At 65.1% G+C, this 12,881-nt stretch carries 9 protein-coding genes; 2 read left to right on the forward strand and 7 right to left on the reverse strand.

Translation table 11 applies throughout. The features are described from left to right. Window positions 1-71: 71 nt before the first annotated feature. From BMW75_RS00280 to BMW75_RS00290, 3 genes are read right to left on the reverse strand one after another with little or no spacing between them, the layout of a single operon-like run. Complete coding sequence (locus BMW75_RS00280; protein ID WP_139208458.1) at window positions 72-1,019, reverse strand: DUF6708 domain-containing protein; 948 nt, start codon at window positions 1,017-1,019, stop codon at window positions 72-74. Beyond that, window positions 1,016-3,844, reverse strand: a complete 2,829-nt coding sequence (locus tag BMW75_RS00285; protein WP_092575333.1) for a toxin VasX — start codon at window positions 3,842-3,844, stop codon at window positions 1,016-1,018. Before BMW75_RS00285 ends, BMW75_RS00280 begins: the two co-directional genes overlap by 4 nt. 10 nt (window positions 3,845-3,854) lie before the next feature. Continuing rightward, entirely contained in the window at window positions 3,855-4,883 is a 1,029-nt protein-coding gene (locus BMW75_RS00290) for a DUF4123 domain-containing protein (RefSeq protein ID WP_092575336.1), read from the reverse strand. 377 nt (window positions 4,884-5,260) lie between these two features. On the opposite strand from BMW75_RS00290, the gene BMW75_RS00295 reads away from it, so the two are divergent. After that, entirely contained in the window at window positions 5,261-7,666 is a 2,406-nt protein-coding gene (locus BMW75_RS00295) for a mechanosensitive ion channel domain-containing protein (protein WP_092575338.1), read from the forward strand. Window positions 7,667-7,672: 6 nt separating this feature from the next. On the opposite strand, the gene BMW75_RS00300 is transcribed toward BMW75_RS00295, so the two are convergent. After that, window positions 7,673-8,374 carry a hypothetical protein gene (locus BMW75_RS00300; RefSeq protein WP_092575340.1) on the reverse strand — a complete coding sequence of 234 codons (702 nt, stop codon included), beginning with the start codon at window positions 8,372-8,374 and terminating at the stop codon, window positions 7,673-7,675. A 244-nt stretch (window positions 8,375-8,618) separates the two neighbouring features. Here BMW75_RS00300 and BMW75_RS00305 point away from each other — a divergent pair, with 244 nt between their 5' ends. Continuing rightward, window positions 8,619-9,533, forward strand: a complete 915-nt coding sequence (locus BMW75_RS00305) for an MBL fold metallo-hydrolase (protein WP_092575342.1) — start codon at window positions 8,619-8,621, stop codon at window positions 9,531-9,533. Here the strand turns inward: BMW75_RS00305 and BMW75_RS00310 are convergent. The 3 genes from BMW75_RS00310 to BMW75_RS00320 are packed head-to-tail and all read right to left on the reverse strand — an operon-like array spanning window position 9,517 to window position 12,880. Continuing rightward, a complete protein-coding gene (locus BMW75_RS00310) occupies window positions 9,517-10,917 on the reverse strand; it encodes a M20 family metallopeptidase (RefSeq protein WP_092575344.1) in 1,401 nt (466 codons plus the stop codon). The two genes, BMW75_RS00305 and BMW75_RS00310, sit on opposite strands and share 17 nt — an antisense overlap. After that, window positions 10,914-11,894, reverse strand: coding sequence for an ABC transporter ATP-binding protein (locus tag BMW75_RS00315; RefSeq protein ID WP_092575346.1), 981 nt, complete (start codon window positions 11,892-11,894; stop codon window positions 10,914-10,916). Before BMW75_RS00315 ends, BMW75_RS00310 begins: the two co-directional genes overlap by 4 nt. Then, window positions 11,891-12,880, reverse strand: coding sequence for an ABC transporter ATP-binding protein (locus BMW75_RS00320; RefSeq protein ID WP_076521163.1), 990 nt, complete (start codon window positions 12,878-12,880; stop codon window positions 11,891-11,893). The genes BMW75_RS00315 and BMW75_RS00320 overlap by 4 nt, the downstream gene beginning before the upstream one ends. Window position 12,881: the final 1 nt, after the last annotated feature.

Genomic DNA, 12,881 nt, shown 5'->3' on the forward strand with positions numbered 1-12,881 from the left:
TTCGCTTGTGGGCCTGCGATGGAGCGTGTTTTCACGTTGCGAGTAATGGGGCGATGACACGTGAAGGTGATTTACGGCTCGATCCGCTCACCGTTGACGCGAATGACCGGTGTGCGCTTGTCATCGAAGCCGCAGAGCCGGTCGATTTCCTTGGGAAACGGCGCGTAGGGCACGTTGTACTGAATGAAGGCCTCCACGCTTTCGGGAAAGGCGTTGATCAATAGCCAACCCAGCCAGAGTGGAATGGTGATGGGTGCCTTTAGCCAGCCATAGGGCTTGGCCAGCCTGCGCCGCAGACCGGCATACCAGTCCCGGTAGGGCCTAAGGGTTTCTTGATTGCGGCTTTGTCGTAGGGGCAACGGGGCAGGTTCGGGCAGGCCCTCGGGGCCATGTGCCATGAAAGCTTGCAGATAAGACCACAGTGCCTTGGCCGACCGATCTCCGTCGAACAGGCCGAGGTTGCCGCAGGCTGCACAGATCTCGGTTGGCGGGTCCATGGTGTAGTCGACCCCAATCAAGTAGAGCGGGTGTCGGCTCGTATAGCCGCTTGCGGAGACGATGGGGATGTAGCCGGCCAGCACTTCAAGTTGGTCCCAGTCGAGCACATGCAGTCGTTTCTGCCGCGGATAGATGAAGTAAAGCTTGCGGGTGCCTCGGTGGATACGAATAAAAGCGCCTCTACTCCTGTGAGTTCCGCCAGCAAAGTAAAAAACGGAGATCATTGCTGGTAACAGTGGAATATAGAGAGCCGTTTGGACGATGTCCACGAGGGAAATAGGCTTAGTCCCCGAAGCAAAAAGCATAAACGAACAGATTGCGATGGAGCCAACGATGGACAAGCCGATTGCGCTAGCTGCACCGCTCTGCGTGAAATTCGCATAGGACTCGATCTCTACGGATTTATTGTTGATCCGCCTCACGCCATCTGGTCGTGGAGGCTCACCCGTGAAGTGATCTTTGCGCAGGGGTGTTCCTCCGCGGCGCAAGCCCTGCGGGAGCAATTTGACTTCCGTTGTCATTTTGGCGCTCCGACGGGCTCAAGTTTAGATATATCAATTGGATCGGAAAACCATCCGCCAGACGTGAATACCAAAGGTTCTGGCGCGCCCGGCTGCCACAATGCCAGGTGCGGCATTTGGTCAGGGTCGGGGAAGTACAGATACTCGATCGAGACATCGGTGTGTTCGTGCATTTGGATCAACCAGCCACATTCTTTACCTGTGGAGCCCAAAGGGGTAACCAGGTATTCACGGCTGTAGTCAATGGGGCTGCTACCGGCGGCGTGCACAATGGGGCCTTCGACTGCAGAAAGCTTGTTGCCACGCAAGGTAGGCGATAGTTTGGTCTGAAATTTGTCCCCGGGCATGTCATTTATTCCGGGTAGTTGGCAACTGATGCTCAGAATTCCTACTGAATAGCCGGAAGCCTGATTCCAGACAGCTGTCAGTCTTGGCCGAAAGTACAAGCTGTGGGCAGCATCCAATTCCTCTCTGTTGGTGTAGTGTCTCCCGTGGACACCCCACGCGCTGTGTTTGAGCCATATTTCCACGGGGCCGTGCTTGGTTATGTCGGCTCCGACAGAAAATGCAATTCCGGCTACAAAAGCGACAGCAGCTACCACGGCCCAACCCCAAGGGGTAAGCCCAAGGACTGCGACTGCTCCATTGCCACCTGAAATGGTCGCGGCTGCGGCCATACCTCCTGCCCAAGTGGCGGCGAGTAGGCCATTGGCAACGGCCGAGCCAAGTAATAAAGCTCCCTGTTCGGGATTGCTATTGCTGAACGACTTGATTGATCTGTACGCCTCTGCCGATGCAAACAGACCCGCCGCACCAGCGCCGAACATGGCAGTTCCCCGTTTTGCGGCGAATATCCTTGCGTTATCAGCGATGGCTGCATTTCCTCTAATTGCGGCATTTAGTGAAACAATGCTTGCGCTGATTTCTATGCTCGCTGCAATCAATGCGCTTCCGGCTCCCAACGCGCTGGCCCTGGCTGGAAACCGGTCTTTGCCGGTATTCCATTCTTTCATCGCACTGCTCATCCCCACCAGCGCGAGATATCCTGCCAGTCCGGTGAACAAGTATCCGCCCGGCCCTCGCAAACGATTTAACATGCGGATAAAAGCACTGGTCTCCATCTGAATAGCGCGCGCAGCCGGGAGCGCGGACGCATCGGACGATCCTCGGTCGATCTCGCGATACGTTGTCTCACCGACCTTCACCCAGTCGAAAATCAGGACGCGTGCATCAAGGTCGACCTGGCTTACCTTCGGAGAGGGCATCTTCCACCCCCGTAGTCCTTCTTCACCCAGTGTTTGATACCCCTGGAATTCATAAGCAGCACGCTGCAGGTCCGCCCTGCTGATGTCGTACACAACAATGGTTGCGTTGGCCCGGATTTCCATCACGTGCCGCAGGCGTCGCACCAATACGTCCGCCCGCCCGGCTTCCGGCAATGCCTGCAACAACCCGATCAAGGCATTGGTGGCGGGCGTGGCCATGTGCTCTTCGATGTACTTGTCCATGACGCTGAACACGTTCTTGGCGATATCGCCCGCAGTGGATTTCAGGCGGGCGAGCAGGATCTCGTTGCCGTTGGCCAGCGCGAGCCAGTAGGGACTTTTGTCTACTGGCGTCATGACCAGGTCGCTCATCACCTGGATCCCGTCTTTGCCATGAATCAGGCCGCCGATGCATTGGAATACGGCTTGCTCATAATCGCGCGCGTTGTGGATCACGCCCACGTCAAAGCAACGCAGGGCTTTGCCCAGCAACTGGGAAGGGTCGATGAGGTGCACCCATGCGACGGAATCTCTGACCGCCGCGCCGATGGTGCGGTCAAACGTCTTGATCGTATTGGCGTAAATGTCGGGGAAGGACATGGCGCCGGCATAGTTCACCAGGTTGCGTTGCCTGGCGAGGGCATGGGTCAGGTCCGGTGAATTGGCCGCCTGCTTCTTCGTTGCCTGGAAATAGTTGCCGATGAGCGTTGCGCTCTGCAGCTTGTGCGCGTTCTGGCCGGCATACCGGGTCTTGTTGGCGACGGCATCCGTGATCAGGTAGTGAAGCTCACTGGCTACCCCGATGGGGTCTTGCAGGGCTACCGCGAGGGGTTTGATATCCATGCGCGGGCGCAAGGCGATATACATCTCGCCCAGGATGTTGCCATGGCTTGGCGCCCCGTCTGAAAAATGGATTTCGCTCCAGTCGAAATGCGTGGGACTGCCATACACAGCGGGTGGGACGAGTTCCCGCGTTGCGTTACCCAGCAGCGCGGCATCGAAGGCGTGTCGTTGAGGGGCCCCGCCGGCTGGCTTGCATGGGGTGGCCAGCGTGTCGCGCAGGCCATCCTTATTGGTTTCGAGGTCCCAGAGGGTGCGATGGGACAGCAGCGTATCGCTGACCAGGACGTGGACGACTTCCGCGGTGCTGGTTTCGGGGGCAAGGAGATAAGGTTTCGCGCCTGTCGTATCCGGGCGAGCCAGCCGGCCCGGGGTCGCATCGTTGTCATCGGCATGGCTCCACCAGATGCGGGCAAATCGGACGTCCTCGGTCACCTGATAATGCAGCGTCCACATGCGCGCGTTTTCGAAATAGCAGAGATAGACGTAGGTGCCCGGACGCAGCACGCGTAAGCCGTAGGCTTTGCCAGCCAAGAGCGTGGGATAGTTTTCGGTGCCCAGGGTCGGAAACACCTTTTCATCCAGCGGTTGGTCGGCGATGCCATAGCGCAGCGGGTACAGGGGCACGCCGCGTTCGCAGGGTGGGGGAGAAATGGCCTTGGCGAGCCGCTTCTCGTTGGGGGGCACCGGTCCCAATGCCTTCTTATAGGTCGCGTTCATGGGGTTTCCTTCAGGACGTTGGGGTGGCCAATGCCGCCAGCCGCGCTTCGGCTTCGATCAATCGCTGTTTGCCCTGTACGTGTCGTTTGACCAGGACGCCGCGCAGGGCGGCATCCTTGACGAAGAATTCCTGGGGGTAGCGAAGGCGAAGTTCCAGGTAGTGGCGAACGTCGCGCTCCGTGGTAAGCGCCAGTTGATCGGTCGCCTCTTTAACGAAAAGGTCCACATGCCGCCAAAGCGCGGGTTCGTCGTCTGGATGGGCGTAGGCCGGGATGTGCTGGCGAAAGCCGCGCACGCAGTCGCGCATGAACCACGCGAGGCTGGCATGGTCGAGCGAAATCTCGTCGAACTCCGTCAAGGCGATGGGCTCGTCCTGGCCCGAGCTGGCTTGCTCCCACGCGGGGGCGTCCGCACATACCCATTCGCCCGATCGCTCTGTGCCGGCATACCAGATGATGCGGTGGATGGGACCGAACAGCGCAGCCAAGCGATGGGGCGGCAAGGCTTCACAAAGCTCTTCGAGCTGGCGCACGGCATGAAGGCTGAAGCTGATGGTGGAACCGTCGGCTCCTCTCAGCCAATGCAATGTCTGAAGGTGGGCGACCAGGTTGTCGCCATCTTCCGGGCCCAGCAGGATCAATCCGACCCGCTGGTGGAGCCAGTTGTCTTGCGCGTGGGCGTACCGCGCCTCGGTCAGCGGGATCAGCAGGGGGCCGTGGCGATAGCCGGGGGAGCCATACTCCCACGCGGTATCGCGCCAAACCCACCGATACTCAAAATTCTTGGTGATCGCCTGAACGTCTTGTTCGAGTGTCTGGCTGTGAGCGCCATCCAGGCAGAGCCAAGGGCGCCTTTCGGGTTGAATCGTGGCCCAGTTCATGCATGGGAGGGTTTGCACTACCCGGCGAGACCACTTGGATTGCTCGATCGTCAAATTAACCGCCTCTACAGCCAGGTACACGTCACGAAATAGCGAGACCGTGAAGGGAATGTGAATGAAACATGAACGGAAAAAAAGCCGTTCAATCTGATTCGACATTCACCCGCGTGCCTATATGAATATTTCGAAAATCATGCGGCCCGCCTGGACATGACGACGGCGCCGACGCGCGGCCGTGCTGGCACCCCAGATCCCGCGAACCTGGGGCCCCAGCCCATGCTCCCCCTCGCACCACACCGCCCGCGCCCTAGGGGACAGACCCATGGGCTTTATCATGTGCCCTGTGCCCAAGCACGCGACCTTGTTCGTGTGCCCGCTTTATTGCCTGACATTCATGCCCTGATCGCAGAGGAGATTCATTAGTGGTTCGATCCGCAACGACAGCATCCCTATCCCTTCCCACCCGCCATCACGCCGCCATTTCCTGGCGGCGCAGACGGGAGAGGCCCTGGCTGGCGGTCCTGCTGCTGGGGGCGATGCTGAGTTGCCTGTCGTTGCTCTGGCACGCACCCGCCACGGCCGCGCTTCCGCTGCTGTCACAGACCCAGACACAGGAACCCGCGGCCGCGTCCCCGGCGCTGACGCCCGCCGCGCTGGCTGACCTGCTGGACAATCCCGAGGCGCGCCAGGCCCTGATCGACCAGTTGCGGGCGCAGGCGGCCGGGGATAAGCCGGCGGCTGGCGGAACGGCGCCGGTGCGGACCGCGTCATCGCAGGCGCCGCCTGCCGAGCCGGCCGAACCCACGCTGCTTGAGCGCATGACCGACGGCGTGCAACGCTTCCTGACCGGCGTGGCCGCCGACATGGGGCAGGGCGTCGACGACATGCGCGCGCTGGCCTCGGGCCGCAATCTGCGCCTGGACAGCGGCACCGCGGGCGCCGCGCTGCTGCCGCTGGCATTGGCCGCCGTGGTCACGCTCGTCGCGTTCCTCCTGCTGCGCATGATCGCCATGCGCATCTACACCCGGATCGACCATTGGGTGGCCGAGCTGGGCTGCGGCGCGGCGGCGTCACCCGCACGCGGCGCGCCCGCGTCCATGCGCGTGCTGGCCCGCCGAGCGGGCGCGATCGTGGGGGCATTGGCGATCGACGTGGTTGTCGTGATGTTGGCCGTCATGGCGGGCGGCGCCGCGGCGCTGTGGGGCACGCCCGGGCGCGGCGCGCTGGATGCGCTGGCGGCCGTGTTCCTGCAGGCGTTCGTGGCGGTGGAGATCGTCAAGGTGCTGATCCGCACGGTGTTCGCCGTCCGCCATCCGCACCTGCGCCTGCTGCCCATGTCCGATGAACTGGCCAGGTACTGGTGCGGCTGGCTGTTGCGCATCGCGGCGATGGCCGGCTACGGCACGCTGCTGGTCGGTCCCGTGATGGCGGCGACGCTATCGCCGGCGCTGGGGCGGCTGGCGACGATGCTCATCATGCTGGCGGTGTACATCTATGCCGTGCGCGTCATCTGGCATAACCGCCGGGCCGTGCGCGAGCGCCTGGACCGGCGCGCCGCGGGGGCGGCCACGTTCATGGGATCGAGGCTGCGTTTCCTGTCGCGCGTCTGGCACGTGTTGGGGATCGGCTATTTCACGATCCTGCTGGTGGTCAGTCAGGTCGATCCGACCAACGCGCTGCCATTCATGGCCCGCGCCACGGCGCAGACCCTGCTGGTCATCGGCGTGGGCAGCCTGCTGATCCTGCTGCTCAATACCGTGCTGGCCAAGCCCATCCGACTGTCGGACGACCTGCGGCGGCGCCTGCCGCTGCTGGAGGCGCGCGTCAACGCCTACGTGCCGGCCACGCTGAAAGGGGTCGGCTGGATCATCCGCATCGTCATCGTGCTGCTGATCCTGGATGCATGGCAGGCCTTCGACCTGTCGCGCTGGCTGGCCTCGGACGCCGGGGCCGCCGCGATCAAGGTGGTGCTGAACATCGTCATCGTGCTGCTGATCGCCACGCTGGCCTGGACCGTCATCGCCAGCATCATCGAGCATCGCCTGAGCCAGAGCGAAGAGCGCGGCATGCCCAGCGCGCGCGAACGCACGCTGCTGGCGCTGTTCCGCAACGCGGCGCTGATCGTCATCGTGACGATGACCTTGATGGTGCTGCTGTCGCAGATCGGCATCGACGTCGGTCCGCTGATCGCCGGCGCTGGCGTGGTCGGCCTGGCCATCGGGTTTGGCGCGCAGAAGCTGGTGCAGGACATCATCACCGGCGTTTTCATCCAGCTTGAGAACGGGATGAACGAGAACGACGTGGTGCAGGTGGCGGGCGTGTTCGGCACCGTCGAGAAGATGACCATCCGCTCGGTCGGCATCCGCACGCTGGATGGCGGTTATCACCTTGTGCCGTTCTCGTCGGTGGATGTGGTGGCCAATCACATGCGCGACTTCTCTTACCACCTGGGCGAATACACCATTGCGCACCGCGAAAGCATCGATGACGCGATCGAGCATCTGCGCGCGGCCTTTGCCGAGCTGATGACGGATTCGGTGCTGGGACCGGAAATCCTGGAAGAGATGACGGTGGCCGGCGTCACGGCGGTCAACGACAAGGGCGTGACCATCCGCATCCTGATCAAGACCACGCCCGGCATGCAGTGGGCGGTGCAGCGCGGCTACAACCGGCTGCTCAAGAAGCATTTCGACGCCGCCGGCATCGAGCTGCCGTACCCGCACACGGTGGTTTACTTCGGGCAGGACAAGCGCGGTTACGCGCCGCCTGCCAACGTGGCCTTGCAGACTGAACGCGCGGACGAGGGCGACGACGCCCGCGCCGCGGGCCATACGCGCCGCCGGCTCAAGCCGGAGGCGGCCGGCGAGGATTCGGCCGAGGTGCTGGGCAATGAGCTGGAGGCGCGGGAGGAGCCCGACGCGGCACCCGCCCGGACGTCGTGACGGTCTTCAGTCGATGACCTTGACGCCTGCGGCCCGCAGGCGTTTTTCGACGGCCTGGTAACCGGCCTGCGTCATGTCGGTCTTGCGGATGGCCTGGTCGCACGCCGCGCGGTCGTCGGGGCAGCCGGACTTTGCCGGCATGTCGCCCGCGACCACGAAGTAGTCGATGACGAACTGCGCGACGTGCTTGTTGGTGGGCTTGCCTTGCAGGAAGCCGGCGATGTCGGCGCGGAACGTCGCGACGGTCTTTTCAGCGACGGTCTTCCAGTCCTGGCATTGCGAGAATGTCACCACGCCCTCGGCCCACGCCAGCTTGCGGCACAGGAGCATCGCCTCGGCGGGCGCGGCGCCCGCGGGCAGGGCGACGCGCACCGTGGCGCCGCTGGTGCCGGCGAAAGTGAGCACCCCGGCTTGCGCCGCGGCGGCATCGATCTTGGCCTTCAGCACGAAGGCTTCTTCGATCACGGCCGGCAATTGCTTTTTGGGGCCCGTCGCGTACATGTCGGAGACGACCTCGGCATCGACGCGGGCCAGTTCCATTTGGCGGCCCAGCAGGCGGCGCTCGGCCAGGAGCAAGCCATCGTGCTCTTCACGGATGGCGTATTCGAGCACGGCTTTTTCTTTGGCGCTGGGCGTGTAGGCGGCGTGGGCCAGCGAAGGCTGCAGGGCGCAGGCCGCGGCGGCGAGTGCGAGGGAAAGCGATTTCATGAAGGTTCGGCGGATGGTGAAAGGCCGCAAGCGTAACCGAGATTGCGCGACGTGATCACGGCTTGCCCGCGCGCATTGGTGCGCATCGCACAACATCGTGCTTCCGGCGCCGTGTCTACCGCGCGCACGCCCCCGGTCCTACGATGCCCTCACTGTCTCTTCCCTGCCTGAGGCCCCCATCAAGGATGCATGCGACCCCGGGGCGCCGCACGGCCTGTTCGCCCGCCATCAAGGAGCTTTCGCCATGTATTCCGCAGAAACCCAGGATTCCATCACCCAGGAACCCATCGACCTGGTCCCGTCCCGCTACGCCGTGCAGATCGGCGACATCGACGCGCTGGTCGTCAGCGACGGCGTGTTGCCGCTGCCCACCGCGACCATGGCGACCAACGCCGATCCCGCCGACCTGGCCGTCTGGCTGGATCATATGTTAATGCCGCCGGACGCCTTCGACTGGCCGCTCAACGTGATGGTGGCGCGCAGCGGCGACCAGACCATTCTTATCGACGCGGGGCTGGGCGGCCAGTTCCCGGGCTTTCCGCGCGCGGGCATGTTCCCGCAACGGCTGGCCTCGGCCGGCATCCCGCTCGAAACCGTGACGGACGTGATCATTACGCACATGCACATGGATCACGTGGGCGGGCTGCTGGTCCCCGGCGTCAAGGAGCGCCTGCGCCCCGATGTGCGCATCCATGTGAATGCGACCGAGGTCGCGTTCTGGACCTCGCCGGACTTTTCTCAGACGGTCATGCCCAAGCCGGTGCCCGCGGTGCTGCGCTCGACCGCGACGAGCTTCTACGAGACGTACCGCGACCGGATCCGCGTCTTCGAGGACCGCCACGAAGTGGCCCCGGGCGTGACCGTGCGCCTGACCGGCGGGCACACGCCCGGCCACTGCGTGGTGGACCTGGTCTCGGGCGGCGAGCGCCTGACGTTTGCCGGCGACGCCGTGTTCCCCGTGGGCTTTGACCACCCCGAATGGCACAACGGCTTCGAGCACGACCCGGTGGAATCGGCCCGTGTGCGCTTTGCGCTCTTTAACGAACTGGCCGAGAACAAGGGCCTGCTCGTGGCGGCGCACCTGCCGTTCCCGTCCGTGGGACGGGTGGCGGTGGAAGGCGATGCGTTCCGCTGGGTCCCGGTCATCTGGGATTACTGATCGCGGGTGTATTCCCCGCGCCCAGATCCCAGTACAGCCCGGTCATCAGGCTGAGCGCCTGCCGCAGCAGTGCCGGCGGCAGGTGTTCGTTGGGCGCGTGCTGCGAGCAGCCGGGATAGGAGTGGGGCACCCAGATCGTGCGCAGGCCCAGCACGTCGGTGAAGATGTCGTTGGGCAGCGAGCCGCCCAGGTTGGGCAGCAGCGCGGCCTTCTGGCCCGACGTGCGTTCCAGCGATTCCACGGCCCAGCGCACCCACGCGTCGTCGGGATCGATGCGCGTCGCGCGGAACATGGATTCGCGGGTCAGGGAGATCTTGACCATCGGAAAGCCGTGGCTGTCCAGGTGCCGGCGCAGGGCGGGGATGAGGTCGTCGGGGTCCACGCCCACCACGAAGCGCAACTGGCAGCGCGCCCAGGCGCGCGGCGGGATGGCATTGACGGGCGTGTCGGGGTTGCCGGTCTTGTAGGCCAGCACCTCGAACGAGCACCAGCCGAACACGCGCTCGGCGGGCGACAGGCCCGGTTCGCCCCAGTCGGGCTCGATGTCGGGGCCGTCCGCGCCGCCGTCGACTTCGCAGTCGGCGAGCGCGCGCCGCACGGCGGCCGGCAGCGCCTTGGGCACCCACTCGGGGATGAGGATCTTGCCGGTGGGCGAGGCGATGCTGGCGATCGCGTGGGCAAGCTGCAGGCCGGGGTTGGAAATCAGTCCGCCCCAGTTGCCGGAATGATGGCCGCCGGCGCGCGCCTCGATCGTGAGGTCGAAATTCAGGCTGCCGCGCGCGCCCAGGAAAATGGTGGGCCGATTGGCGCTCAGGCGCGGGCCGTCCGAGGCGATCAGCAGATCGGCCGCCAGCAGGTCCCGATGCTCGGCGCACAGTTCGCGCAGGCCCATGGAGCCGGTTTCCTCGCCCATCTCGATCAGGTACTTGGCGTTAAAGCCCAGCGCGCCGCGCGTTTCCAGCACCAGTCGCAGGGCCTCCATGTTGATGGTGTGCTGGCCCTTGTTGTCGGCGATGCCGCGGCCGTACCAGCGGCCTTCGGCCTCGGTCAGCGCCCACGGCGACAGGCCTTCCTTCCATTCGCGTTCCAGGCCCCGGATGACGTCGCCATGCCCGTAGCCCAGCACGGTGGGCAGGGCGGGATCCTCGATGCGCTCGGCATAGAGAAAGGGCGCCAGCGCCTTCGGATGCGTGAGGGTGCGGCAGGTAAAGCCCAGGGCCTCGAAGGCCGGGCGGATCTCGGACTCGAGGTAGTCCGCCAGCACGGCGGCGCGTTCCGGGTTCTGGCTTTCGGTGGGCAGCGCCAGCCGGCGCGCCAGCAATGCGCGGAAGGCGCCGGAATCAAAGCATTGTTCCGCCTGGGCGATGGCGTGTGCGCGGGTCATGGCTGGGTAACTCCCTGGGAAGTGGGGGTGACGGACGGATAGAGGTGGCAGGCGACGAGCGCGCCGTCGCGCTCGGCCAGCGCGGGGCGCTCGGTCTTGCATTGCGCCATGGCGTGCTGGCAGCGGGGATGGAAAGGGCAGCCGGAAGGCGGGTGCAGCGGATCGGGGAACGACAGGCCCAGGCCCATGTCGGGAATGCCCAGGCCGGGCTCGGGCGTCAGCACCGACGCCAGCAGCGCCTGCGTGTAGGGGTGGCGCGGGTCATGGAAGAGGCGGGCGGTGGGGGCCGATTCCACCACGCGGCCCAGGTACATCACGGCTACGTGGGTGGCGATGTGCTCGACCACCGCCAGGTTGTGGCTGATGAAGACATAGGTCAGGTTGAAGTCGCGCCGCAGATCCATCAGCAGGTTCATGATCTGCGCCTGCACCGACACGTCCAGCGCGGAGGTCGGCTCGTCGCAGATCACGATCTCGGGTTGCATCACCAGCGCGCGCGCGATCGCCACGCGCTGGCGCTGTCCGCCGGACAGTTGGCCCGGCGTGTTGTGGGCCAGCCGGGGCGGCAGGCCCACGCGCTCCAGCATGTCGATGGCCTTGTGCATCTTGGGATTGGGGATGCCATGCACCTCCAGCGGCAGGGACACGATGGAGGCGATGGAGCGGCGCGGGTTGAGCGACGAATACGGATCCTGGAAGATGGGCTGCACGCGCCGGGCCAGCGCGCGCCGGTCTATCTGGCGGATGTCCTGGCCTTCCAGGCGGATGGCGCCTTCGCTCGGTGGGGTCAGGCCCAGCAGCATGCGCGCCAGCGTGGACTTGCCGCAGCCGGACTCGCCCACGATGCCCAGCACCGCGCCGCGGTCCACGGCCAGGTCCACGCCATTGACCGCGTGCAGGGTGGCGCGCGGGCGGAACATCCCCGCGCGGACGGTGAATTGCCGGCTGACGGCGTCGGCTTGCAGCAGCGCGCTCATGCCGGCACTCCTTCGGCGCCCAGGATGCAGCGCCATTGCTGGCCAGTCGCCTGGCCGTGGACGGGAACCGCTTGCCTGCATTGCGGCTGGGCATGCGGGCAACGGTCGGCGAAGGCGCACCCGCGCAGCTCGCCCACCAGCGACGGCACGACGCCGGGAATGGTGCCCAGCGCCTGGCCGGGCGCCGTGCGGCCGGGAACGGGAATACAGCCCAGGAGCCCCTGCGTGTAGGGGTGGTGCGGCGTGGCGAAGATGTCGGCCACGGGGCCTTCCTCGACGATCTGCCCCGCGTACATCACCGCCACCTGCCGCGCGATGCGCGCCACCACGCCCAGATCGTGCGTGATCAGCACCATCGCGATGCCCAGTTCGGCCTGCAGGTCGGCCAGCAGCCGCAGGATCTGCGCCTGGATGGTGACGTCCAGCGCGGTGCTGGGCTCGTCGGCGATCAGGAGCTCCGGACCGCACATCAGCGCCATCGCGATCATGACGCGCTGGCGCAGCCCGCCCGACAACTGGTGCGGATACTGCCCCAGGCGCTGGCCGGCCGACGCGATGCCGACCTTCTCCAGCAGCTCCACGGCCCGGTCGCGCGCCTGCTGGCTGCTCGCCTTGCGGTGGTGGATGTAGTGTTCGGTGAGCTGTTCGCCGATGGCGTAGGCGGGGTTGAGCGCCGTCATGGGCTCCTGGAAGATCATTGCCATCTTGCTGCCGCGCAGCGCGTTGATGCGCCGGCCGCGCGCCGTGGACAGGTCCTCGCCCAGCACCGCCAGCCGGCGCGTGCTGCGCCGGGCGGCCTTGGGCAAGAGGCCCATGATGGCCAGCGAGGTCATGGACTTGCCGCAGCCCGATTCCCCCACGAGGCACAGCGTTTCGCCGCGGCGGACCTGGAAGGAGACGTCGCGCACCGCGTGCAGCGCGCCGCGCGGCGTGGCGATGTCGACCGTCAGGCCCTGGACGTCCAGGACGATATCCGTGCTGTTCATG

The organism is Achromobacter sp. NFACC18-2, assembly GCF_900108985.1.
GTDB lineage: Bacteria > Pseudomonadota > Gammaproteobacteria > Burkholderiales > Burkholderiaceae_B > Achromobacter.

What these genes read in the sequence shown, in the direction of transcription:
- BMW75_RS00285 (WP_092575333.1), bottom strand. Translation starts at nt 3,844, where the DNA reads ATGAACGCGACCTATAAGAAGGCATTGGGACCGGTGCCCCCCAACGAG.
- BMW75_RS00300 (WP_092575340.1), bottom strand. Translation starts at nt 8,374, where the DNA reads ATGAAATCGCTTTCCCTCGCACTCGCCGCCGCGGCCTGCGCCCTGCAG.
- BMW75_RS00280 (WP_139208458.1), bottom strand. Translation starts at nt 1,019, where the DNA reads ATGACAACGGAAGTCAAATTGCTCCCGCAGGGCTTGCGCCGCGGAGGA.
- BMW75_RS00295 (WP_092575338.1), top strand. Translation starts at nt 5,261, where the DNA reads ATGCTGAGTTGCCTGTCGTTGCTCTGGCACGCACCCGCCACGGCCGCG.
- BMW75_RS00290 (WP_092575336.1), bottom strand. Translation starts at nt 4,883, where the DNA reads ATGTCGAATCAGATTGAACGGCTTTTTTTCCGTTCATGTTTCATTCAC.
- BMW75_RS00310 (WP_092575344.1), bottom strand. Translation starts at nt 10,917, where the DNA reads ATGACCCGCGCACACGCCATCGCCCAGGCGGAACAATGCTTTGATTCC.
- BMW75_RS00320 (WP_076521163.1), bottom strand. Translation starts at nt 12,880, where the DNA reads ATGAACAGCACGGATATCGTCCTGGACGTCCAGGGCCTGACGGTCGAC.
- BMW75_RS00305 (WP_092575342.1), top strand. Translation starts at nt 8,619, where the DNA reads ATGTATTCCGCAGAAACCCAGGATTCCATCACCCAGGAACCCATCGAC.
- BMW75_RS00315 (WP_092575346.1), bottom strand. Translation starts at nt 11,894, where the DNA reads ATGAGCGCGCTGCTGCAAGCCGACGCCGTCAGCCGGCAATTCACCGTC.